General features: G+C 71.6%; 21 protein-coding genes and 1 pseudogene. 9 read left to right on the plus strand and 13 right to left on the minus strand.

All coding sequences use genetic code 11. The features are described from left to right. Positions 1–107: 107 nt before the first annotated feature. From IE124_RS10195 to IE124_RS10205, 3 genes are all read left to right on the plus strand, one after another. Positions 108–1205 (plus strand): ABC transporter ATP-binding protein, encoded by a 1098-nt coding sequence (locus IE124_RS10195; protein WP_055646120.1) that lies wholly within the window; start codon positions 108–110, stop codon positions 1203–1205. Positions 1206–1438: 233 nt separating this feature from the next. Continuing rightward, the gene (locus IE124_RS10200; protein WP_055642202.1) at positions 1439–1849 is read left to right on the plus strand and encodes a hypothetical protein; all 411 of its coding nucleotides are present in this window, start codon (positions 1439–1441) and stop codon (positions 1847–1849) included. A gap of 49 nt (positions 1850–1898) precedes the next feature. Beyond that, positions 1899–2615 (plus strand): nucleotidyltransferase family protein, encoded by a 717-nt coding sequence (locus IE124_RS10205; protein WP_189507030.1) that lies wholly within the window; start codon positions 1899–1901, stop codon positions 2613–2615. Between the two features lie 131 nt (positions 2616–2746). Here the strand turns inward: IE124_RS10205 and IE124_RS10210 are convergent, their stop codons facing one another. The 6 genes from IE124_RS10210 to IE124_RS10235 form a co-directional block, all read right to left on the minus strand. Continuing rightward, entirely contained in the window at positions 2747–4396 is a 1650-nt protein-coding gene (locus tag IE124_RS10210) for a DoxX family membrane protein (protein ID WP_189507032.1), read from the minus strand. A 116-nt stretch (positions 4397–4512) separates the two neighbouring features. After that, on the minus strand, positions 4513–5469 hold the full coding sequence (gene rlmB / locus IE124_RS10215) for a 23S rRNA (guanosine(2251)-2'-O)-methyltransferase RlmB (RefSeq protein WP_189507034.1): 957 nt from the start codon (positions 5467–5469) through the stop codon (positions 4513–4515). An 80-nt stretch (positions 5470–5549) separates the two neighbouring features. Further along, on the minus strand, positions 5550–6950 hold the full coding sequence (gene cysS / locus IE124_RS10220; protein WP_189507036.1) for a cysteine--tRNA ligase: 1401 nt from the start codon (positions 6948–6950) through the stop codon (positions 5550–5552). An 86-nt stretch (positions 6951–7036) separates the two neighbouring features. Continuing rightward, entirely contained in the window at positions 7037–7543 is a 507-nt protein-coding gene (gene ispF, locus IE124_RS10225) for a 2-C-methyl-D-erythritol 2,4-cyclodiphosphate synthase (protein ID WP_189507038.1), read from the minus strand. Beyond that, complete coding sequence (gene ispD / locus IE124_RS10230; RefSeq protein ID WP_150267747.1) at positions 7533–8282, minus strand: 2-C-methyl-D-erythritol 4-phosphate cytidylyltransferase; 750 nt, start codon at positions 8280–8282, stop codon at positions 7533–7535. Before ispD ends, ispF begins: the two co-directional genes overlap by 11 nt. A 369-nt stretch (positions 8283–8651) precedes the next feature. Next, positions 8652–9134 carry a CarD family transcriptional regulator gene (locus tag IE124_RS10235; protein WP_003953493.1) on the minus strand — a complete coding sequence of 161 codons (483 nt, stop codon included), beginning with the start codon at positions 9132–9134 and terminating at the stop codon, positions 8652–8654. Between the two features lie 723 nt (positions 9135–9857). Here IE124_RS10235 and IE124_RS10240 point away from each other — a divergent pair. After that, positions 9858–10505: a DUF461 domain-containing protein gene (locus tag IE124_RS10240; RefSeq protein ID WP_189507040.1), complete on the plus strand. Its 648-nt coding sequence runs from the start codon at positions 9858–9860 to the stop codon at positions 10503–10505. Positions 10506–10726: 221 nt separating this feature from the next. Here the strand turns inward: IE124_RS10240 and phoP are convergent, their stop codons facing one another. Next, positions 10727–11398 carry a two-component system response regulator PhoP gene (gene phoP, locus IE124_RS10245; RefSeq protein WP_465270246.1) on the minus strand — a complete coding sequence of 224 codons (672 nt, stop codon included), beginning with the start codon at positions 11396–11398 and terminating at the stop codon, positions 10727–10729. Between the two features lie 5 nt (positions 11399–11403). After that, positions 11404–12633, minus strand: a complete 1230-nt coding sequence (phoR, locus tag IE124_RS10250; RefSeq protein ID WP_189507042.1) for a two-component system sensor histidine kinase PhoR — start codon at positions 12631–12633, stop codon at positions 11404–11406. A gap of 265 nt (positions 12634–12898) precedes the next feature. Here phoR and phoU point away from each other — a divergent pair, with 265 nt between their 5' ends. Together phoU and IE124_RS10260 are read left to right on the plus strand one after the other, a co-directional pair. Beyond that, a complete protein-coding gene (phoU, locus tag IE124_RS10255) occupies positions 12899–13579 on the plus strand; it encodes a phosphate signaling complex protein PhoU (protein ID WP_189507044.1) in 681 nt (226 codons plus the stop codon). A 101-nt stretch (positions 13580–13680) separates the two neighbouring features. Next, complete coding sequence (locus tag IE124_RS10260; protein WP_189507046.1) at positions 13681–13833, plus strand: hypothetical protein; 153 nt, start codon at positions 13681–13683, stop codon at positions 13831–13833. A 44-nt stretch (positions 13834–13877) separates the two neighbouring features. Here IE124_RS10260 and IE124_RS10265 read toward each other — a convergent pair whose 3' ends face one another. Both IE124_RS10265 and IE124_RS10270 read right to left on the minus strand, forming a co-directional pair. Further along, positions 13878–14345, minus strand: a complete 468-nt coding sequence (locus IE124_RS10265; RefSeq protein WP_189507048.1) for a GNAT family N-acetyltransferase — start codon at positions 14343–14345, stop codon at positions 13878–13880. A 52-nt stretch (positions 14346–14397) separates the two neighbouring features. Beyond that, a complete protein-coding gene (locus IE124_RS10270; protein WP_189507050.1) occupies positions 14398–14751 on the minus strand; it encodes a hypothetical protein in 354 nt (117 codons plus the stop codon). 309 nt (positions 14752–15060) lie between these two features. Between IE124_RS10270 and IE124_RS10275 the strand changes: the two genes are divergently transcribed. Beyond that, on the plus strand, positions 15061–15288 hold the full coding sequence (locus tag IE124_RS10275; protein ID WP_229832323.1) for a hypothetical protein: 228 nt from the start codon (positions 15061–15063) through the stop codon (positions 15286–15288). Between the two features lie 102 nt (positions 15289–15390). Here IE124_RS10275 and IE124_RS10280 read toward each other — a convergent pair whose 3' ends face one another. Continuing rightward, complete coding sequence (locus tag IE124_RS10280; protein WP_189507054.1) at positions 15391–16149, minus strand: phosphoglyceromutase; 759 nt, start codon at positions 16147–16149, stop codon at positions 15391–15393. Positions 16150–16274: 125 nt separating this feature from the next. Here IE124_RS10280 and IE124_RS10285 point away from each other — a divergent pair, with 125 nt between their 5' ends. Then, positions 16275–17666, plus strand: a complete 1392-nt coding sequence (locus IE124_RS10285) for an MDR family MFS transporter (RefSeq protein ID WP_189507056.1) — start codon at positions 16275–16277, stop codon at positions 17664–17666. Positions 17667–17713: 47 nt separating this feature from the next. Here IE124_RS10285 and IE124_RS10290 read toward each other — a convergent pair whose 3' ends face one another. After that, the gene (locus IE124_RS10290) at positions 17714–18643 is read right to left on the minus strand and encodes an MBL fold metallo-hydrolase (RefSeq protein WP_189507058.1); all 930 of its coding nucleotides are present in this window, start codon (positions 18641–18643) and stop codon (positions 17714–17716) included. A 107-nt stretch (positions 18644–18750) separates the two neighbouring features. On the opposite strand from IE124_RS10290, the gene IE124_RS10295 reads away from it, so the two are divergent. Next, positions 18751–19710: an AraC family transcriptional regulator gene (locus IE124_RS10295; protein WP_189507060.1), complete on the plus strand. Its 960-nt coding sequence runs from the start codon at positions 18751–18753 to the stop codon at positions 19708–19710. Here the strand turns inward: IE124_RS10295 and IE124_RS10300 are convergent. After that, a pseudogene (locus IE124_RS10300) lies at positions 19697–21366 on the minus strand (glycosyl hydrolase family 28-related protein). The gene IE124_RS10295 and the pseudogene IE124_RS10300 overlap by 14 nt on opposite strands. Between the last annotated feature and the right edge of the window lie 55 nt (positions 21367–21421).

Raw genomic sequence — 21421 nt, forward strand, 5'->3', positions numbered from 1 at the left:
GCATCGCCAGGTAGCGTCACCTACGGTTCACCTAGGTGGACTAGACCTCAATCCTTCCTTTACTCGGATCGTCCGGCACGTTCCTGCCGGTGAAGGGAAACATCACCATGGCTTCCGTCACTTTCGACAAGGCGACCCGGGTGTACCCCGGTGCCACCAAGCCCTCCGTCGACCAGCTCGACATCGAGATCGCCGACGGCGAGTTCCTCGTCCTCGTCGGGCCCTCCGGCTGTGGCAAGTCGACCTCGCTCCGCATGCTCGCGGGGCTCGAGGACGTCAACGCCGGCTCCATCCGCATCGGTGACCGCGACGTCACGCACCTGCCGCCGAAGGACCGGGACATCGCGATGGTGTTCCAGAACTACGCGCTGTACCCGCACATGACCGTCGCCGACAACATGGGCTTCGCGCTCAAGATCGCCGGCGTCAACAAGTCGGAGATCCGCGCCAAGGTCGAGGAGGCCGCGAAGATCCTCGACCTCACCGAGTACCTGGACCGCAAGCCGAAGGCGCTCTCCGGCGGTCAGCGCCAGCGTGTCGCCATGGGTCGCGCCATCGTGCGTGAGCCGCAGGTCTTCCTCATGGACGAGCCGCTGTCGAACCTCGACGCGAAGCTCCGTGTGTCCACCCGTACGCAGATCGCGGGTCTGCAGCGCCGTCTGGGCATCACGACGGTGTACGTGACGCACGACCAGACCGAGGCCCTCACCATGGGCGACCGCGTCGCCGTGCTGAAGGACGGTCTGCTCCAGCAGGTCGACTCCCCGCGCAACATGTACGACCGCCCCGCCAACCTCTTCGTCGCCGGCTTCATCGGCTCCCCCGCCATGAACCTGGTCGAGGTCCCGATCACCGACGGCGGCGTGAAGTTCGGCAACAGCCTCGTCCCGGTCTCCCGTGACGCCATCGCCGCCGCCTCGGCCGCCGGCGACACCACCGTCACCGTCGGCATCCGCCCCGAGCACTTCGACGTGCAGGGCTCGGAGAGCGGCGAGGGCCTGGCCGTCACGGTCAACGTCGTCGAGGAGCTCGGCTCGGACGGCTTCATCTACGGCTCCACCCGCGTCGGCGGCGAGGACAAGGACCTGGTCGTCCGCGTCGGCGGCCGTGACGTCCCCGCCAAGGGCTCCACGCTGCACGTCGTCCCGCGCGCGGCCGAGCTGCACGTCTTCTCCACCTCCACGGGCGCCCGCCTCAGCGACTGACCCGAAGCCAGGCGAATGCCTTGCTGAACGGCCCCGCACCTCTTGCAGGTGCGGGGCCGTTCGCCTAAGAGGACCCACAAGGACGAAGTCAGGGTTTACCCCGGAAAACCCCGGCATTCAGGGCCCACCCCCGGGCCCCGCGTCAACACGGAATTCGAAAAGCCGCCTCGAACCATCCCCCGCGAGAGTGACTAAATGTCGCCATATCACTACCGGCCGCTACGCTCGCCTGCGTGACGCACACTGCCCGCCGAATCGGCCGCTCTCTCGCCCTCGTCCTGCCCGTCGTCCTGGTGCTCTCGGGAACGCTCGCGGTGTCCGCCGTTCCGTGGGCCGGTCAGGACTCCACCACCCAGCTGACGGCCTCCTCCACGGACGTCTCCGTCCGCGCCAAGTCCCGTGCCCCGCAGGATATTCTCCGCGACCAGCTCCTCGCAGAGCTTCAGCAGAAGGACCCCGGCACCGCCCTCACGCACCTCCAGCGCGAGGTCGAGAACCGGCCGTCGCTCGCCGACCACTGCATGTCCATCGCCCGCGCCCTCGGCCGCGCCGCCGTCAAGCACTACGGCCCCTCCCGCGCCCAGTCCTTCTCCCGCCCGGTCTGCGACACCGCGTACGCGACCGGCGTCATGCGCGCGAGCTGAGCCGCGAGCTGAACGGCTCGACGCGTACGGGGCGCCTATCGTTCCCCGTATGCACACCAATCCGACGCAGGCCGTGGTCCTGGCGGGCGGCCAGGGCTCGCGGCTGCGCCCCTACACCGACGACCGCCCCAAGCCGATGGTCGAGATCCCGGGCACCGGGACCCCGATCATCGGCCATCAGCTGTCCTGGCTCGCCGCCGAGGGCGTGACCGACGCGGTCGTCTCCTGCGGCCACCTCGCCGAGGTCCTCCAGGAATGGCTGGAAACCGCCGACCTCCCCCTCAAGGTGACCACGGTCGTCGAGTCCGAGCCCCTGGGCCGCGGCGGCGGTCTCAAGTACGCCGCCACGCACCTGCCCTCGCCGGACCAGCCCTGGTACGCGACCAACGGCGACATCTGGACCCGCTTCTCGCTCCGCGAGATGGCCGCCTTCCACCACGAGCGCGACGCCGTCGCGACCCTCGCCCTGGCCCGCCCCCGCATCCCCTGGGGCGCCGTCGAGACCGACAACTTCGGGCACATCACCGACTTCGTCGAAGCGCCGCCGTCGCCGTTCCTCATCAACGCCGGCGTGTACGTCTTCTCCGCCGCCTTCACCGAGCTCCTCCCGGACCTCGGCGACCACGAGCGGACCACCTTCCCGCGCCTCGCCCGCGAGCGCCGCCTGGCGGGCTTCCCGCTGCCCCAGGGGGCCTACTGGCGGGCCATCGACACCGCCAAGGACCTCACGGAGGCAGCCAAGGAGCTCGCCGCCCAGAGGGTCTGAGAATCCCCCCTCCGCCCGCGTACGTACGCGGGCGGGCCGTACTCGCCGAAGGGCCGTACGCACGCTACGTACGCCGAAGGGCGGCGCCGCCTCAGCGGTGCCGCCCTTCCTCCGTACGGGACGAGTGCTCCTCAGCCCAGCAGGCCGCCGATCGGGTTCCTCGCGCCGCCCGTCGTCGAGCCGCTCTCCGTCGGCGTGCTGCTGCCGCCCGTCGAGCCCGTGGAACCGGTGGAGCCGCCGCTCGACGTGCCGCCCGTGCTCGTCGGGGTGTCGCTGGTGGTCGGCGGGGGCGCCTGCTCCGACTGCGTGGGCGGGCGGGTCGTCGTGGCCGAGCCCGTGCTGCCGCTGCCCCGCGTGGCCGTCGGGCGCTGCTGCTCCTGGGTGCGGGTGGCCTCCCGGGTCGTCTCGGGCGGCCGGGTCGCCTCCTCGGTCTCCTCGCGGCCCGCCGTCGCCTCCGTCGTCTCGGAGGTCGCGGACGGCTCGGGCGCCCTTGTGGTGCTGCCGGAGGGGGCGCGGCGCGTCGGCTCCGTGGGGAGCGGCCGGCCGGGCAGGTGGTTGATCGGGTCGTCGTTGGGGCCCGGGACGGTGACCATCTCGGTCGAGCGGACCGCGCCGCCGAGGACGGAGCCGATGAGGAGGGTGAGGCCGACGACGACCGAGGCGAGGAGCGTGCTGCGGCGCGTGACACGGCGGCGGAGCGCCCAGAGTTCCGCGCGCGGGCCGAGGGTGCGCCAGGCCTCTCCGGCGAGGCGTCCGTCGAGGGAGTAGACGGGGGCGCCGGCGATGATCAGCGGGGACCAGGCGGCGAGGTAGATGATGTCGGCCGAGTCGTAGACCGGGACGGTCTTCCAGCTCACGGTCAGGAGGAGCGCGGCGGAGAGCAGGGCGCCGACGACGGCCGCCACCCGCTGCCAGAGGCCGAGGACGGTCAGGACGCCGACGACGACCTGGAGGAACGCGACGGTGAGTCCGGCGCCCACGGGGTGCTGGAGGGCGAAGTCCCGGAGCGGTTCGGCGAGGGGCCAGGGGTGCAGCGAGTTGAGCCACTTCACCATGGAGCCGCGCTCGCCGCCGTCGAAGTAGACGGGGTCGCAGAGCTTGCCCATGCCCGCGTAGATGGAGATGAAGCCGAGGAAGACGCGGAGCGGGAGCAGGACGACGCCGAGGTTCATCCGGCGGCCGGGGTAGTACGCGTGCCGGACCGGGTCGTGGGCCTGGCGGCGGCCGTCGCGGCCCGCCTGGCCCTCCCGGCCGTCGTCCGTGTCGTCGCCGTACGGCCCGGGGGTCTCGGGCCGCAGCTCGTACACGTCGTCGTAGGCGCCCTCGGCGCGGCGCATCGGCGGCAGCAGCGGGCCGGCGGCCTCGGCGGGCACCACCGGGGTGGGCATGGTGTCGGTGATGCGCGGGATGGCCTGCGTGGCGCCCGTGTCGAGCCCGGCGTGACCGGCGGTCGCCGGGTCGAGCGTGGAGACGGAGGACTCGCGTACGGCTTGGAGGAGTCCGGTCGCGCCCGGCGCGGACTTCCCCGTCCACACGACGGGACGGCGGCGCGCGGCACCCCCTCCCGCCGCCGCGGCTCCGGCGGCTGCTGCGGCTCCCGCTCCCGCGAAGGCGGCGACGCGCGGGTTCCCGGCGAACGTCGGCGCCATGGCCGGCGCGAGCCGCACACGGAAGCTGGCGTGGTTCACGATCACCTGGGCGGGATCGGAGTCCACTTTGACCATGCTCAGCGCGGGCTGATCGTCGAACCCCGGCCGGGGCGTTCTGGTGTCCACACTCATCTAACCGAGTGATCTGGGTTTAGGACACTGCCTTGACAGCTCGCAAATGTCCGAGACCCGTCAAGATCAACGCCACGGCCGGGGCCTGGTCGTACGAAGTGGTGGTACGCCGGGTGTTACGCCATACGGCGGCGGGCCGCCTCGTACAGCACGACACCCGCGGCGACGCCGGCGTTGAGCGATTCGGCGCCGCCCGGCATCGGGATGCGGACGCGGTAGTCACAGGTCTCGCCGACGAGGCGGGACAGGCCCTTGCCCTCGGAGCCGACGACGATGACGACCGGGCCGGACAGCGCCTCCAGCTCGTGGACCTCGTGGTCGCCGTCGGCGGCGAGGCCGACGACCGTCAGTCCGGCCTTCTGGTACTGCTCCAGGCAGCGGGTCAGGTTGGTCGCGCGGGCGACCGGGGTGCGGGCGGCGGTGCCGGCCGAGGTCTTCCACGCACCAGCGGTCATGCCGGCGGCGCGGCGCTCGGGGACGACCACGCCGTGGCCGCCGAACGCCGCGACGGAGCGGACGACGGCGCCGAGGTTCCGCGGGTCGGTGATGCCGTCGAGGGCGACGATCAGCGGGTCCTCGTGGTCGTCGTAGGCCGCCGCGGCGAGGTCCTCGGGGTGCGCGTACTCGTACGGCGGGACCTGGAGGACGAGACCCTGGTGGTTCAGGTTGTTGGTCATGCGGTCGAGCTCGGGGCGCGGCGCCTCCATGATGTGGATGTTGCCGCGGCCGGTGGCGAGGTTCAGGGCCTCGCGCACGCGCTCGTCGTTGTCGATGAACTGCTGCACGTACAGGGTCGTGGCGGGCACGCCGTCGCGCAGCGCCTCGAAGACCGGGTTGCGGCCGACGACCATCTCGGACGTCCCCTTGCCGCCGCGGCGGGCGACGGGCTTGCGCTTGGCCGCCTGCCGGGCCATCGCGTTGGAGACGCGGAACGCCTTGTGGCCCTTGCGGTCCTCGGCCTTGGGGGTCGGGCCCTTGCCTTCGAGGCCCTTGCGCCGCTGGCCACCGCTGCCGACCGTCGCACCCTTCTTGTTGGACGTGCGACGGTTCCTGCGCTGGCTGTTCCCGGCCATGACTACCTGTTTCCTCTATTGCCTGCGTGCATAAGTCTGTAACTGAAGTGTGCCGCCCGGAGCCCCGAGCGGCACGTCTTCTAACGGTTGCCCAGCGTCCAGCGGGGGCCGTCGGGGCTGTCCTCGATGACGAGACCGGACTGGTTGAGCTGATCGCGGATCGCGTCCGCGGACGCCCAGTCCTTCCGCTCGCGGGCCGACTCGCGCTGCTGGAGCACGAGCCGTACGAGGGTGTCGACGACGCCGTGGAGCTCCTCGCCGCCACCGGACTCCTCGGCCCACTGCGGGTCGAGCGGGTCCAGGCCGAGGACGCCGAGCATGGCGCGGACCTCGGCGAGGCGGGCGATGGCCTCGTCCTTGTCGTCCGCGGCGAGGGCGCTGTTGCCCTGGCGGACGGTGGTGTGGATGATCGCGAGCGCGTGCGGCACGCCCAGGTCGTCGTCCATGGCCTCGGCGAAGGCCGGCGGCACCTCGGTGGCGGGGGCGACTGCCGTCCCGGCCTTCTCGGTGGCGCGCTGGACGAAGCCCTCGATACGGGCGAACGCCGACTCGGCCTCGCGCAGGGACTCCTCGCTGTACTCGATCATCGAGCGGTAGTGCGGGGTGCCCAGGTAGTAGCGGAGGACGATGGGACGCCAGTTCTTGACCATCTCCGACACCAGCACGCTGTTGCCGAGCGACTTCGACATCTTCTCGCCGGCCATGGTGACCCAGGCGTTGTGCACCCAGTACTTCGCGAACTCGTCGCCGTAGGCCTTGGCCTGGGCGATCTCGTTCTCGTGGTGCGGGAAGATCAGGTCGAGGCCGCCGCCGTGGATGTCGAAGGCGGAGCCCAGGTACTTGTGGGCCATGGCCGAGCACTCCAGGTGCCAGCCGGGGCGGCCGCGGCCCCACGGGGTCTCCCAGTCGGGCTCGCCCGGCTTGGTCGCCTTCCACATCGCGAAGTCGCGCGGGTCGCGCTTGCCGGTGATGCCGTCCTCGGTGGGCTGCCGCAGGTCGTCGATGTCCTGGTTGGACAGCTCCAGGTAGCCCGGGAAGGAGCGCACGTCGAAGTAGACGCTGCCGTCGGCCTCGTACGCGTGTCCGCGCTCGATGAGGCCGCGCATCATCTCGATCATCTCGGGTACGTGCCCGGTGGCGCGGGGCTCGTAGGTGGGCGGCAGGCAACCGAGTGCGTCGTAACCGGAGTTGAACGCGCGCTCGTTCTCGTAGCCGATCGACCACCAGGGGCGGCCCTGGTCCTTGCCCTTGGCGATGATCTTGTCGTCGATGTCCGTGACGTTCCGGATGAACGTGACGTCGTAGCCGCGGTAGGCGAACCAGCGGCGCATGATGTCGAAGTTCAGCCCCGACCGGATGTGGCCGATGTGCGGGGCGGCCTGCACGGTCGCGCCACAGAGGTAGATCGAGACGCAGCCCGGTGTGAGCGGGGTGAAGTCACGGATCTGCCGGGCGCTGGTGTCGTACAGGCGAATAGTCACCACTCCAGGGTAGTGGGCGTGTGGTAGTGCCCCGCGACCTGTCGACGATTCGCGGGGCACGATTTTCTCCCGGGTTCCCCCGGGGCTCAGCCGTCCTGGCGCGTCACGGGGTAGACGAGGGCTGTCGCGAGGGCGGCCAGGCCCTCGGCGCGGCCCGTCAGACCGAGCCCGTCGGTGGTCGTACCGGAGACGGAGACGGGTGCGCCGGCCGCCTCGCTCAGCGCCTTCTGGGCCTCGTCGCGGCGCTTGCCGACCTTGGGGCGGACGCCGACGACTTGGACGGCGATGTTGCCGATCTCGTACCCCTCGGCGCGGACGATCCGGGCGGCCTCGGCGAGGAGGGTGACGCCGGAGGCGCCGGACCACTCGGGGCGCGAGGTGCCGAAGTGGGCGCCGAGGTCGCCGATGCCGGCGGCGGAGAAGAGGGCGTCGCAGGCGGCGTGGGCGGCGACGTCACCGTCGGAGTGCCCGGCGAGCCCGTACTCCTCACCCTCCCAGAGCAGGCCGGCGCACCAGAGTTCGCGGCCCTTCTCGAAGGCGTGGACGTCGGTGCCGATGCCGGTACGGGGAAGGACGGGTCGGTCAGAAGCCATCGTTGGCCCTCCTGCGGGCGAGTACGGCCTCGGCGAGGACGAGGTCGAGGGGGCGGGTCACCTTGAAGGCCTCTTCGTGGCCGGGCACGACGACGACGGGCGCGCCGAGCCGCTCGACCATGCCGGCGTCGTCGGTGGCGCCCTCGCCGGTGAGGGCGATCGTGGCGTGGGCGTTGACCAGCGTGTCGTGGTCGAAGCCCTGCGGGGTCTGGACGGCGCGGAGGCGGGCGCGGACCGGTGTGGCGACGACCTGCTCGGGGTCGCCGGGCTTCTCGGCCGGCTCGACCTCCTTGACGGTGTCCGCGACGGGCAGCGCGGGGACGACGGCGACGGCCCCGTCCCGTACGGCCTCGATGACGGCGTCCACGGTGTCGACGGGGACCAGGGGGCGGGCCGCGTCATGGACGAGGACGGTGGTGATGCCCTCGGGCAGCGCCTGGAGTCCGAGGTGGACGGATTCCTGGCGGGTGTCGCCGCCGGGGACGACGAGGTAGTCCGTCCGCTCGGGGAGGGCGTGGGCGTCGAGGAGGTGCTTGACCTCGGCGGCGCCGTCGGAGGGGGCGACCACGACCACGAGCGAGACCGCGCGGGAGGCGGCCATCGCGCGGACGGCGTGGATGAGCATGGGGGTGCCGTTCAGCGCGCGGAGCGCCTTGGGGGCGCCCGGGCCGAGGCGTACGCCCCGTCCGGCCGCCGGGATCACCACGGCGGTACGAGAAGGACGCGCTTCGTCTGACATCGGTTGCACTCCGGCAGGTTTGTTTCCGCGGCCGACATGGGTATGGCCTCACCGTGCCGGACGCGACGCCTTGACCGGGCCCTTTCCGTGACGACGGTCGAGGCGTTCAGCGCGTGAGCACAGGGGTTCGGACGTAACAGGGGGTGCGGGTTCTCTTCAGCGGTGCGCGTGGTGCGACGGCTTTTCAGGGAGCGGTCGCGAGCCGGGTGCGTACGGCCGTGCGTACGCTCCGCATGCGTACGCGAACATGCCGCAGCGCCCGACGACAGCGCTGTGTGGTTCACAGCGCGCCAGCGGGCACCGCGGCATCGCTTCACTTGGAAGCACGCTCGGAACGAATCGCCCGGGGGCGATTCAGAGCGCGCTCACTCAGGACGCGAGGACCTCGTCGAGGAGAGCCTCGGCCTTGTCCTCGTTCGTGTTCTCCGCGAGAGCCAGCTCGCTCACCAGGATCTGCCGAGCCTTGGCAAGCATCCGCTTCTCACCGGCGGACAGCCCGCGCTCGCGCTCCCGGCGCCACAGGTCGCGGACTACTTCGGCGACCTTGATGACATCGCCGGAGGCGAGCTTCTCGAGATTTGCCTTGTAGCGACGGGACCAGTTCGTCGGCTCTTCGGCGTACGGCGCGCGCAGCACCTCGAAGACCCGGTCCAGCCCGTCCTGACCGACTACGTCGCGAACTCCGACGAACTCCGCATTGTCCGCCGGTACACGAACCGTCAGGTCGCCCTGCGCGACCTTGAGCACCAAGTAGGTCTTGTCCACGCCTTTGATCTGGCGAGTTTCGATGGCCTCGATCAGCGCGGCCCCGTGATGGGGATAGACCACGGTGTCGCCAACCTTGAACGTCATGTGACAGGTACCCCTTCCGTGGCTATCCAGGGTAACACGGATACAGCTTCTTCTGAATGGCGTTTTCGCAGGTCAGAGCATATCTCGGGGCTTGACAACAGCATCACGAACGTGCTGCGGAGGGCTTCCGGAAGGCGGTATTCGCAGGTCGGAGCGGCTGTGCGGACGGAGAGAAACGCGCACGTTACACGCACCTGGCGCCCCTCCAGAGAGGGGCGATGTCCCGGTTTGTCGGGTTCGGAGCGCCCTTCTTCACGTACTCCGTTCGAGGATCGACCACTCGTACGGATGCATGCCGGGGTGATTCCGGAATTGATCAGGTCGACGACGGTCCGTGATTTTCCGGAGCGGGCCGCCGGGGAATGCAGGGCGACCCCCGAATTGATCAAGGCGGTTATGTGAACAGCAGGTCAATGGGTCGCGATCCGGCCACGGAGAGTCGCTCCGGGCGTCGTGCGGAGACCACCCCGGACGGCCCCCGGGCGGTCCGCGGGCGGGGCCCTCCCGGCGGCCCTCGGGGCGGTCACCCAGGCGGCCCTCGGAGCGGTCGTCGGAATCACCCCGCCGCCGGCCACCGCGAGCGCCGCGGGCCGGTTAGGGCCGGTTAGGGGCGGGTCGGGTGCGGGACGGAGAGTGCGGCTCGGTAACCTAAGCGCGCTGACACACCTTTAGCTGTTCCTTAGTCCCCAAACCTGTCCGTTCGTCCTAGGAGATGCCGCCGCCGTGAGCCGCAGCCTTCGACGCGGCGCCCTCGCCGCCACCGCCATCGTGTTCTCGATCGCCGCGCTGTCCGCCTGTGCTGCGGGCAACGACGCGCAGACGCTCGAAGTCAAGCCTGACAACGCGGCCGTCACCGTGGACGACGTCAAGATCCAGAACGCGCTCGTCATCACCCAGCCCCATCAGGGCGTGAAGGGCCCGGCCGTCGTCTCGGCGACCGTCTTCAACAACGGCCGCACGCCGCAGACCCTCGACGCGATCACCCTGCCGGGTACGTCCGCGACGGTGAAGCTGACGGCCGCCGCCGGCGCCGCCGGCCCGATCACCATCCCGGCGCTCGGCTCCGTCGTGATCGGCGGCGAGGGCAACGCCACCGCCGTCATCGAGAACGGCACCGAGGCGGCCCGCAAGGGCGACGCGCAGAAGGTCGTCTTCAAGCTGAGCAAGACCGGCGAGGTCGGCCTGGACGCCTTCGTCGTCCCGGCGGCGAGCTACTTCAAGGAGTTCGGCCCGTCGATCGTCCCGGCTCCCCCGGGCTCCTCCCCGACGGCCTCGGCCCCCGCGGAGGGCGAGCACGGCGAGGAGCACGGCTCCGCCGAGGGTGAGCACGGCGCCGAGCCCTCGGGCGAGGCCACGACCGCCGGTCACTGACCGAGCGGCAGGACATACGTGAAGGGGCGCCCCCGGCCGGGGGCGCCCCTTCACGCGTACAGCGGGCGCGTCAGGCGTACAGCAGCTCGGAGAGCGGGCATGTCAGGCGCACAGCAGCGCGGAGGGCGGGCGGGGCCCAGGGGGCCTCACCCGCTCTCCGCGTGCTGCGCCGGACTCCGTCTGCGCCGGACTCCATCCGGCCTCGCCGAGCGCGCTCCGGTCTACGGCTCGAACTTGTAGCCCAGGCCGCGGACCGTCACCAGGTAGCGCGGGGCACCCGGGTCGGGCTCGATCTTGGCGCGGAGGCGCTTCACGTGGACGTCGAGCGTCTTCGTGTCGCCGACGTAGTCCGCGCCCCACACCCGGTCGATCAGCTGCATACGGGTCAGCACGCGGCCCGCGTTGCGCAGGAGCATCTCCAGGAGGTCGAACTCCTTCAGCGGCAGGTCGACCTTGCCGCCCGAGACCGTCACCACGTGGCGGTCGACGTCCATGCGGACCGGGCCGGCCTCCAGGGCCGCCGGGGTGACCTCCTCCGGCTCGCCGCGGCGGCGGAGCACCGCGCGGATGCGGGCGACCAGCTCCCGCGAGGAGAAGGGCTTGGTCACGTAGTCGTCGGCTCCTATCTCCAGGCCGACGACCTTGTCGATCTCGCTGTCCTTGGCGGTCACCATGATCACCGGGACGTTCGAGCGGCCGCGCAGCTGGCGGCACACCTCGGTACCGGGCAGGCCCGGAAGCATCAGGTCGAGGAGGACGAGGTCGGCTCCGTTGCGCTCGAACTCGTCGAGGCCGTCGGGCCCGGTCGCCGCCACGGCGACCTCGAAGCCCTCCTTGCGGAGCATGTACGACAGGGCGTCGCTGAAGGATTCCTCATCCTCGACGACGAGCACTCGGGTCACGGAAGGACCTCCGGGGAGGGAAGCGGTTCGGTCATGAGATCTGGGGTGGGAGAAGAGACGGGCCGGCGGTCCCGTGCGGCGCCCGCCTCGGGCAGCCGCAGGGTGAAGGTGGAGCCCTGACCCTCGGTGCTCCATACGGTGACCTCGCCGCCGTGCGAGGCGGCCACGTGCTTGACGATGGCGAGGCCGAGCCCCGTACCGCCGGTGGCACGGGAGCGGGCCGGGTCGACGCGGTAGAAGCGCTCGAAGACGCGCTCCTTGTCCTTGTCGGGGATGCCGATGCCCTGGTCGGTGACGGCTATCTCGATCAGGTCGCCGCCGGGCGCGGCGATCTTGCGTGCCGCGATGCCGACGCGGGTGTGGGCGGGTGAGTAGTTGACCGCGTTCTCGACGAGGTTGCCGAGGGCGGCGGCGAGCTGGCCTCGGCTCCCCCAGACCCGCAGGTCGGCGGCGCCGCCGGAGATCATGGCGATCTGCTTGGTGGAGGCGGTGTGCCGGGAGCGATCGATCGCCTCGGCGACCAGCTCGTCCACGGACACCGGCTCGGAGTCCTCCAGCGGGTCGTCGTTCTGCACGCGGGAGAGGTCGATGAGCTCCTGTACGAGGTTGGTGAGGCGGGTCGCCTCGATCTGCATGCGGCCGGCGAAGCGGGTGACCGCCTCGGGGTCGTCCGAGGCGTCCATGACCGCCTCGGAGAGCAGGGAGAGCGCGCCCGTCGGGGTCTTGAGCTCATGGCTCACGTTGGCGACGAAGTCCCGCCGCACCGCCTCGATGCGCCGGGCCTCGGTGAGGTCCTCGACCAGGAGCAGCACGAGCCGCGAGCCCAGCGGGGCGACGCGGGCGGAGACGGCGAGGGCCTCGCCGCGTCCGGTGCCGCGCCGGGCCAGGTCCAGCTCGACCTGTCGTATCTCCCCGTCGCGACGGGTGTCGCGGGCCATGTTGAGCATGGGCTCCACGGCCAGCTTGCCGCCCCGGACGAGGCCGAGGGCGTACGCCGCCGAGCTGGCCTTGACCACGGAGTCGCTGTCGTCGAGGACGACCGCGGACGAGCGCAGTACGGACAGCACGGTGTCGACGCCGGGCGGGAGCACGGCGTCGGTGTGCAGGGAGGTCCGGGTGGGTCGCGCCTGGTCGCGCTCGCTCCAGCGGAACGCCAGCATGGCGATCACGCCGGTGCACACGCCGGCGATCGCTGCCAATGCGGCGACCGCCGCGTTCACGTCCATGCCCTCAAGGTTATGCGGGGCGACGGACACTCTCCCAGCCGTCCGAGTGGCTCCTCGAACAGTCGTCGCCCAGAGTTCACCGTGGAGACGGGGGTGGTTCATTTGCTGCGACGGCGGCGGTGGCGTGTGTCGCCCAGAGTTCACCTAGAGGAAAGTGGCGATTCACATGAGGGGGTGGAACCGGACGCGTAGGGGGCCGAACGTGGGAGCGTGGGGGTCCGAAGCCCCACCCGGACCCCGGAGCTTTGCGTAGAGAGGGACATCCATGCGGGACGCGTACCACGAGGAACTGGACTCGATCGGCGAGAGCCTGGTCGAGATGGCCCGACTCGTCGGATCGGCGATCGGGCGGGCCACGACGGCGATGCTCGACGCGGACCTGAAGCTCGCGGAGAGCGTGATCGCGGGGGACCAGAAGGTCGACGATCTCCAGCACGACCTGGAGGCCCGGGCGATAGCGCTGCTCGCCCGGCAGCAGCCGGTGGCGACGGACCTGCGGATCGTGGTGACCTCGCTGCGGATGAGCGCGGACCTGGAGCGCTCGGGCGACCTGGCGCAGCACGTGGCGAAGCTGGCACGGCTGCGGTTCCCGGACACGGCGGTGCCGCGGGACCTGCACGCGACCATCCTGGAGATGGGCCAGCTGGCACAGCGCCTGATGGCGAAGGCGGCGGAGGTCATCATCACGAAGGACGTCGACCTGGCGCTCCAGCTGGAGCAGGACGACGACGAGATGGACCTGCTGCACCGGACGCTCTTCCAGCACCTGATGGACGACCGCTGGAGGCACGGCATCGAGACGGCCGTGGACGTGACGCTTCTCGGCCGTTACTACGAGCGGTTCGCGGACCACGCGGTGTCGGTGGCGAAGCGCGTCGTGTACCTGGTGACGGGTGAGCACGCGGACGAGCTCCAGGCGGCGGACGCGCCGGTGGAGGGCGCGTAGGTCCGTCCGACGGCGCGGGCGCCTGTGCGCCGTTGATGCGCCGGTCCGAGTGGGCATGCAATGGGGGGAGGCGACGCGCGCCTCGAAAGGGAGGGACCCCCATGGCCGAATCCCCTATGACGACCGATCCCCAGCAGGAGGCCCCGCGCGGGACGGAGTTCCTGCCCGTCCTCGGGGCCTGCGGCTGCGGCTCGGGCTGTGGCTGCGGCTGCCAGTCGGGCTCGCCGTGCCAGTGCGGGGGCTGCTCGGGCTGACCGGACGAGGGGTGGGTGGAGGCTTCCGGCCTCCACCCACCTCCTCAGATGTCGAGCACGCCGACGGTCTGACCGCCGCTGAGCTCGCCGGTCGTACGGAATCCGAGCTTGCGGTAGAACTCGCCGGGCCCGTCCTCGCCGGGCTCCCAGGTCACGTACATCCGCGTCGCGCCGCGCTGCCGGAGCTCGTCGCGCAGCGCCTCGACGGCGAAGCGTCCGTACCCCTTGCCCTGGCCCGTGGCGGTGATGTTGAGCCGCCAGAGGCCGCTGCGGCGGTCGGTGGGGTCCTTCTTCTCGTTCCACGGGATGTCGACGAAGGCCATCAGGAAGCCGACGAGCTCGTCCCCGTCGAAGATCAGCCGGGGCCAGGCGGTCTCCCCGAAGGCATAGGCCTCGGCGAGCGAGCGCACGACGGGGGAGACGTTGCGCTCCTGGTGGGGGTGGACGCGCAGGTCGAGTGCGGCGTCGATGTTCTCGGGGGTGACCTTCGCGAGGCGGAGTGACGTGCTCATGCCCTGGACGTTAGGCGATGCCCCGCGTCCTCCGCCCGCGGGTTTCGCACCCCTAGCCACCCAGGAAGACGACCGAGCGGAGCAGGAGCCGGTCGGTGGCCGGGCGGCCGTGGGGCCGGAGGGTCCAGGAGTCGCCGGTGCAGTCGGCCTCGGTGAAGACGACCGCGTACTCGTCCGTGTCGTTGTGCGGCGCGAAGGCCGGCGAGGAGGCGCCCGGGTCGGCGGCCTCGGGGATGGTGACGCACTCGCCGCTCGGCGGGTCGTACAGCGTGGCGGTCTGCGGCTCGCCGCTCAGCCCGACGAAGCGGTAGTGGAAGTCGCCGGTGGCGGCGTGGGCGGGGGTGGCCAGGGTGGCCGTGAGGGCAAGGGCACCGAAGGCGGCGGCGAGGGAGTGCCGGAGACGCACGGGGACTCTCGTTTCGTGAGACGGAGCAGGTCACCGGCATGCCTACCGCGCCGCGCACCCGGCATTCGGCGATCCTGGGCCGTAAGGTTTCGCCCTCACCCGTCCGGACGAGCGGGGCCGCTCGCGGCGCACTACCGACGGGTCGCTCCGTTAGTCGTGACCCTTTCAACGACCTTGCACTACTCGGCAGTTCGTCCGTTTATGCGATCTTTGCCCGAGCCTCTTGACATTCACCCCTGCGCGCGACAAACGTGATCAGCGGGCACGGCATCTGTGCCTGGAAGGTCGCACGACATCATGACGATGACCATGAAGAGAATCGGAACGGGGCTCGGCGCAGCCGTCGCGGCCTGCGCCCTCGGCTTCGGAGCCGCCGGCACAGCCGTGGCCACGGTCGAGCCGGTGGACATCACCTGCACCAACAAGAGCGACAAGACTCCCGGCGGCCAGCAGCCGACGTGCAAGGGCAGCTCGCACACGCAGGAGACCGAGAACCAGAACAACTCGGGCTTCGCTCCTCCTGGACGGAACAAGTGAGGTAACTCCCCTCACCCCGCACACCACGAACCCCTGCCCCAGAGCAGCGGAATGCCCCTGATCCGCACCAAGTGCGGCTCAGGGGCATGATCACGCGTAGGGCTACTTCTTGCCCTGGTTCTTCACGGCCTCGATCGCCGCCGCCGCCGCGTCCGGGTCGAGGTACGTGCCGCCCGGGTTGAGGGGCTTGAAGTCCTCGTCGAGCTCGTACGACAGGGGGATGCCCGTCGGGATGTTCAGGCCCGCGATGTCCGCGTCCGAGATGCCGTCCAGGTGCTTGACCAGGGCGCGGAGGCTGTTGCCGTGGGCCGCGACCAGGACCGTGTGGCCGGCGAGCAGGTCCGGGACGATGTTGTCGTACCAGTACGGGAGCATCCGCTCGACGACGTCCTTGAGGCACTCGGTCTGCGGGCGCAGCTCCGGCGGGATCGTCGCGTAACGGGCGTCGTGCGCCTGCGAGTACTCGTTGTCGTCGGCGAGCGCCGGCGGCGGGGTGTCGTAGGAGCGGCGCCACAGCATGAACTGCTCCTCGCCGAACTCGGCGAGCGTCTGGGCCTTGTCCTTGCCCTGGAGCGCGCCGTAGTGGCGCTCGTTGAGGCGCCACGAGCGGTTGACCGGGATCCAGTGGCGGTCAGCCGACTCGAGGGCGAGCTGCGCCGTGCGGATGGCGCGCTTCTGGAGGGAGGTGTGCAGCACGTCGGGGAGCAGGCCGGCGTCCTTGAGCAGCTCTCCGCCGCGCGTCGCCTCCTTCTCACCCTTCGCGGTGAGGTTCACGTCCACCCAACCGGTGAACAGATTCTTCTCGTTCCACTCGCTCTCGCCGTGGCGGAGGAGGATCAGCTTGTACGGTGCGTCGGCCATGCGTACGAGCCTAATCGACCGCCGACGATTGACGCGCGTCGTCAATTCGCTGGCGTCCGGCACCTGAGATACGTAAGTTACGGAGGCCGAGGTAGGGGCTTACAACAGCAAGGGGCCGGCCACACATGTCCATCGACTCGCTCAGACGATCAGCACACGCGACGGTTTCCGGTTTCCCCCCGGGATTCTGGTGGCTATGGCTGTCGACCCTCGTCAACCGGACCGGGGCCTTCGTCCTGACGTTCCTCTCCCTCTACCTGACGCAGGAGCTCGGGCACTCCGCCTGGTTCGCCGGGCTCGTCGTCGCCCTCCACGGCCTCGGCGGCGTCGCCGGCTCGCCGCTCGGCGGCATGCTCACCGACCGCTGGGGCCGCCGCCCCACCATGGTCACGATGCACCTGGGCGCCGCCGTCTGCGCCGCCGCCCTCGCCGTCGTCACCGACCCCTGGGCCATCGCCACCGTCGTCCTCCTCATGGGCGTCGCCATGCAGGCCGTCCGGCCGCCGATCAACGCCACGATCGCCGACATGGTCCCCGCCCACGACGTGCGCCGGGCCTACTCCCTCAACTACTGGGCCCTCAACCTCGGCTTCGCCATCGCCTCCATCGCCGGCGGCGCCGCGGCCTTCCTCGGCTACCGCACCCTCTTCGTCGTCGACGCCGTCGCGACCGTCCTGTGCGCCGTGATCGTCTTCCTGCGGCTCCCCGAGACCCGCCCCGAGGCCGCCGTCGACAAGCGGGGCGAGCCCGTCGCCGAGGAGAAGGTCAGCGTGCTGACCGTGCTCCGCGACGCCCCCTTCCGGACGCTCGTCCTCCTCAACCTCCTCGTCTGCGTCGTCTTCACCGTGCCCTGGATCGGCCTCCCCCTGACCATGGCGAGCCAGGGTCTCTCCCCGTCCTCCTTCGGCATGGTCATCGCCGTCAACGGCATCGTGATCGTCGGCTTCCAGCTCCTCGTCAACAAGCTGACCGACAAGCGCTCTCCCGTTCTCCTGCTGACCCTCTCCTCGCTCCTCTTCGCCCTCGGCACCGGCGCCACCGCCCTCGTCGGCTCGCCCGTGGCCTTCGCCGCGACCGTGATCGTCTGGACCGTCGGCGAGATGATCCACGTCCCGACGAACGCCGCCGCCACCGCCCGGCTCGCCCCCGAGCACGCCCGCGGCCGCTACCAGGGCGTCATGGGGATGTCCTGGGCCGTCGCCGGGTTCATCGCCCCCATCGCGGCCGGCGCGATCGTCGACGGGCCCGGCCCCGACGTCCTGTGGACGGCGACCGCCGCCATCGGTGTCGCCGCCGCCATCGGCTACTACACCCGGCTGCGGAAGGCCCTCGCGGACGAGGACGCCCCCACGCAGCAGGACGTCCCCTCGCAGCAGGACGGCGGCAATATCGGCACCCCCGCGGTCGTCAGGACCGTCGAGGTCGTCAAGAGCGTCGAGAGCGTCGAGGTCGTCGACAGCGTCAAGGGGCAGAACAACGCGGCCGGGGCCTCGGAGCAGGCTCCCGTCAGCGCCTGAGCCGGCCGGCCCCCTCCCTCCGGCCGTCTCCCTGCCCCGTCCGTCACTCACCCCGTCCCGTACGCCGCCCACCGCACGAGTCCGAACCCCTCCCCCTCCCTGCGCACTTCCACGGCTCCGGCCCCGCCGAAGTGCGCGGGGACGACCAGCTCCCGCTCGTCGGCGGCCCGTTCGAGGATCCGGCGACGGCTCACCGCCGCGCGGCCCGGGTCGAGGCAGAAGCAGCTGCCGCAGGAGGGTTCGAGCAGCTGTACGGGGCTGTGCACCAGGTCGCCGACGAAGACCGCCCTGTCTCCCCCGGACGCCAGTCGCAGCACCGCCGAGCCGGGCGTGTGCCCGGGCGCCGCCTCCAGGGTCAGGTTCTCGTCGACACGGTGCTCGCCGTCCCACAGTCTGACCTGCCCCGCCCGGTGGACGGGCGCGACGCTCTCCTCGTACACGAGCCGGTCCTCCTCCTGGAGGCCGCCGCCGTAGCCGTTCGCCGGGCCGTAGTGGAAGTCGTCGGCGGCCGGTACGAGGTACTCGGCGTTCGGGAAGGTCGGCACCCACCCCCCGTCCCCCTCGCCGGCGCGGGTGTTCCAGCCGACGTGGTCGGCGTGCACATGGGTGTTGACGACGACGTCGACGTCCTCGGGGCGGACACCGGCCCGCTCCAGCCGGCCCAGGAAGCCGTCCCGCCGCCGGTGGAACTGCGGCGAGTGCGGCCGCTCGCGCCCGTCGCCCACTCCGGTGTCGACCAGGATCGTCCGGCCGCCGCTGCGCAGCACCCAGCTCTGCAGCGCCATGACCGCGCTGTCGCTCTCCGGAGCCCAGTGGTCCGGCGCCAGCCACTCCTCGTTGCTCTTCCACAGCTCCGCCCCGGCCTCCGGGACGATGCCGCGGGCCGGGCCGAACGGGCCCTGCCACTCCACGACCCGGATGACCTCGACCTCTCCCAGGACAAGCCTCTGCGCGCTCTCCGCGCTCTCCCTGTTCATGTCGTCGAGCCTAGGAAAGGGGGCATGAGCCTCTCAATGCCCTGGATGCTCCGTCAGATACGCGTGCGTCTCACGGCCGTGGAGGATCGTGGCCGTACGCTGCCCTCATGGACGTGGTGAGCGACGCGATCTCGGCCGTACGCGTCGGGCGGCCCTCCTCCGACCGCGTACGGGTCGGCGGCGACTGGTGCGCCCGGCTGGACCCGTACGAAGGGGCCGGGTTCCACGTCGTCCTGAAGGGCAGCTGCTGGCTGCTGCCCGACGGCGGCGATCCGGTCGCGCTCGGCGCGGGGGACGCCGTGCTGCTCCCGCACGGTACGGGGCACGTCGTCGCCGACTCGCCCGCCGACGCCGCGACCGTGGCGCGCGCCGTGCCGTTCGCCCGGTGGGCCGACCGGACCCTGCCGCAGCCGGCCCTGCCCGCCTTCGGCACGCGCGTGCGCGAGGTGGAGATGCTCTGCGGCAAGTACCGGCTCGACCGCAGCCACGCGCACCCGCTCCTCGCGGAGCTGCCCCCGCTCGTCCATCTGCCGAACCGCGCCGGCCGCGACCCCGAACTCCGCGCCGCCGTCGACCTGCTGGGCGGCGAACTGGGCGGCGAGCCGCACGAGCGACGGCCCGGGTCGGCCGTCGCGCTGCCCAGTCTGCTCGACCTGCTGCTCGTCTACATGATCCGCTCCTGGCTGGCCGAGAGCACCGACGGCGCCTGGCCGGGCGCGCTCGGCGACCCGGTGACCGCCGCCGCCCTTCGGGCGCTGCACGCCGCCCCGGCCGCCCCGTGGACCAACGAACTGCTGGCGGCCGAGGCGGGCGTCTCCCGGCCCACCCTGGCCCGCCGCTTCACCGCGCTGACCGGCCGGCCCCCGATGGCGTACCTGACCTGGTGGCGGCTGACGCGCGCCGCCGCGCTGCTCCGGGACACCCCGGATCCGCTGGCCGCGGTCGCCCACCGGGTCGGCTACAGCTCGCCGTACGCCTTCTCGCACGCCTTCCGTCGCGAGTTCGGCACGACACCGGGCCGCTACCGGAGCGGCCACGGCGCCGCCGTTTCCTTCACCTCCCGCTGAGCGCCCGCTGGGCCTCGTAAAGGTTCCGCGGACGCACCGACTCCGGGCTCCCGTAAGCCTCCACGCGCGCGTGGAGGTCGCCGGCGAAGTCCGGGACGTCGATCTGGTCGAACTCGCGCACCTCGCTGATGCCGACCGTGGCGCTGTACGGGGCGACGGTGTCGAGCTTCACGAGGCCCGCCCGGCCGTTCGTCACCGTCACGTTCCAGTGCGCGAACCGGGCGCCGTAGAGCGGGCCGGCGGATGCGTCGCCGCCGTGCCGGCCGTCGTTCTCGACGGTGATCCCGGTCCGTACGTTCGCGAAGGGCATGCCCCGGTGGGTGTCGAAGGTGCCCGTCTCCATGACCCCGCGCGACCAGACGTTATGGCTGGACAGGCCCTCGACGTTGATGCCGTGGAGCTGCGTTCCGGCCGGGGCGGGGACGGTCCGGGCGGCGATGCGGAAGTCCTCGACGAGGTTGTCGTGCGCGCCCTCCCGGCAGAAGTACGGGTGGTGGGAACCGCGCCCCTCGACGCGCGTGCGGCGCAGGGTGCAGGCCGAGGCGGCGACGAGTCCGAAGCCGTTGTCGACGTGCCGGACGACGACGTCCTCCGCCCAGCAGTCGTACGCGCACTGGAAGGTGACGCCGTTGAAGCCCTTGTCGAGGAGGTGCGGGGACTGCGCGAGCAGCGGTGCCTCCAGGGTCAGGCCGGCCACCCCCGAGTCGGTGAGGGGGTCGGCCCCCGAGACGAGCCGGGGGTCCCACTCGGGGCGGAGGTCGAGCGGGAGGGGCCGTTCGAGGGTGACGCGGCGGCCCGCGATCCCGGTGATCCGTACGGGCCACTCGTAGGGGACGTACGAGGTGAGCTTGGTCTTGTCGTCCCAGGTGTACGCCTCCGGGCCGGGCCCGCCGCCCGCCATGTGCTCCAGGAGCGTGTGGCCGGGGTCGTCGGCGAGCCGGAGGAGGACCAGCTGCCCCCGGATCAGGCCGGACGGGTCCTCGACGGTCACCGAGCGGTCGCCCCGGCGGGCCGGGCGGAGGGCGGTGAGCGTGGTCCACTCGTCGCGGCGGTTGCCGGTCCAGCCCTCGAAGGGCCAGGCGCGGTCCCGTATCGCGGCGACGAGGGAGGCGTGCCGGGCGTGCGGGGAGAGCCAGACGAGCCCGCCGGCCCAGGACCAGGAAGACTTGTCGCCGCCGTAGCGGGAGCCGTACGGGCCGATGAGCTCGGTGAGGTGCCGGGTCGCGAGCAGGGTCGTACGGCCGGAGCCGGCGCCGCGCAGGACGACGCCGCTGTGGCCGATCCGGAGGTAGTCGTCGATCCGGTATGTGCCGGCCGGCAGCAGCACCGTGCCGCCGCCGCGCTCCCCGGCCTCGGCCAGGGCGCGGTTGATCGCGGGGGCGGAGTCCCGCGAGCCGTCGGGGGCCGCCCCGTGGGTGACGGCGTTCGCCACGACCCGCGGGCGGGGTGCGCGGCGGGCGCCGGCGTGGGCGCCGGCCCGACCCACGTAAGGGATCTGCGGGTGGGTGTAGGGGGCGGCCTCGAACTCCCGCCAGAGGTCGGCGGGGCGGGGGGCGGGTGCGGCCCCGTCGAGGCGGCGGGTGCGAACCCCGTCGTCCCCGTCGCCGCCGCGACGGCCACCGCGCCGCCGACGAACTGCCTTCTACTGAGTGCCATGAAACCTGAGCCCTTCACATATATGAACGGTGTTCAGATCTGCGCCGAGCGTGAG

It is taken from the genome of Streptomyces narbonensis (assembly GCF_014649015.1).
Taxonomy (GTDB): Bacteria; Actinomycetota; Actinomycetes; order Streptomycetales; family Streptomycetaceae; genus Streptomyces; species Streptomyces narbonensis.

Excerpts from the sequence above, each read along its gene's own strand:
- IE124_RS10275 (WP_229832323.1), top strand. The coding sequence starts at position 15,061 with ATGAAGAGAATCGGAACGGGGCTCGGCGCAGCCGTCGCGGCCTGCGCC.
- ispF (WP_189507038.1), bottom strand. The coding sequence starts at position 7,543 with ATGGCTTCTGACCGACCCGTCCTTCCCCGTACCGGCATCGGCACCGAC.
- IE124_RS10235 (WP_003953493.1), bottom strand. The coding sequence starts at position 9,134 with ATGACGTTCAAGGTTGGCGACACCGTGGTCTATCCCCATCACGGGGCC.
- IE124_RS10210 (WP_189507032.1), bottom strand. The coding sequence starts at position 4,396 with ATGAGTGTGGACACCAGAACGCCCCGGCCGGGGTTCGACGATCAGCCC.
- IE124_RS10290 (WP_189507058.1), bottom strand. The coding sequence starts at position 18,643 with ATGAACAGGGAGAGCGCGGAGAGCGCGCAGAGGCTTGTCCTGGGAGAG.
- IE124_RS10295 (WP_189507060.1), top strand. The coding sequence starts at position 18,751 with ATGGACGTGGTGAGCGACGCGATCTCGGCCGTACGCGTCGGGCGGCCC.
- IE124_RS10280 (WP_189507054.1), bottom strand. The coding sequence starts at position 16,149 with ATGGCCGACGCACCGTACAAGCTGATCCTCCTCCGCCACGGCGAGAGC.
- IE124_RS10260 (WP_189507046.1), top strand. The coding sequence starts at position 13,681 with ATGGCCGAATCCCCTATGACGACCGATCCCCAGCAGGAGGCCCCGCGC.
- IE124_RS10265 (WP_189507048.1), bottom strand. The coding sequence starts at position 14,345 with ATGAGCACGTCACTCCGCCTCGCGAAGGTCACCCCCGAGAACATCGAC.
- phoR (WP_189507042.1), bottom strand. The coding sequence starts at position 12,633 with ATGGACGTGAACGCGGCGGTCGCCGCATTGGCAGCGATCGCCGGCGTG.
- IE124_RS10285 (WP_189507056.1), top strand. The coding sequence starts at position 16,275 with ATGTCCATCGACTCGCTCAGACGATCAGCACACGCGACGGTTTCCGGT.
- phoU (WP_189507044.1), top strand. The coding sequence starts at position 12,899 with ATGCGGGACGCGTACCACGAGGAACTGGACTCGATCGGCGAGAGCCTG.
- IE124_RS10195 (WP_055646120.1), top strand. The coding sequence starts at position 108 with ATGGCTTCCGTCACTTTCGACAAGGCGACCCGGGTGTACCCCGGTGCC.
- IE124_RS10205 (WP_189507030.1), top strand. The coding sequence starts at position 1,899 with ATGCACACCAATCCGACGCAGGCCGTGGTCCTGGCGGGCGGCCAGGGC.
- rlmB (WP_189507034.1), bottom strand. The coding sequence starts at position 5,469 with ATGGCCGGGAACAGCCAGCGCAGGAACCGTCGCACGTCCAACAAGAAG.
- ispD (WP_150267747.1), bottom strand. The coding sequence starts at position 8,282 with ATGTCAGACGAAGCGCGTCCTTCTCGTACCGCCGTGGTGATCCCGGCG.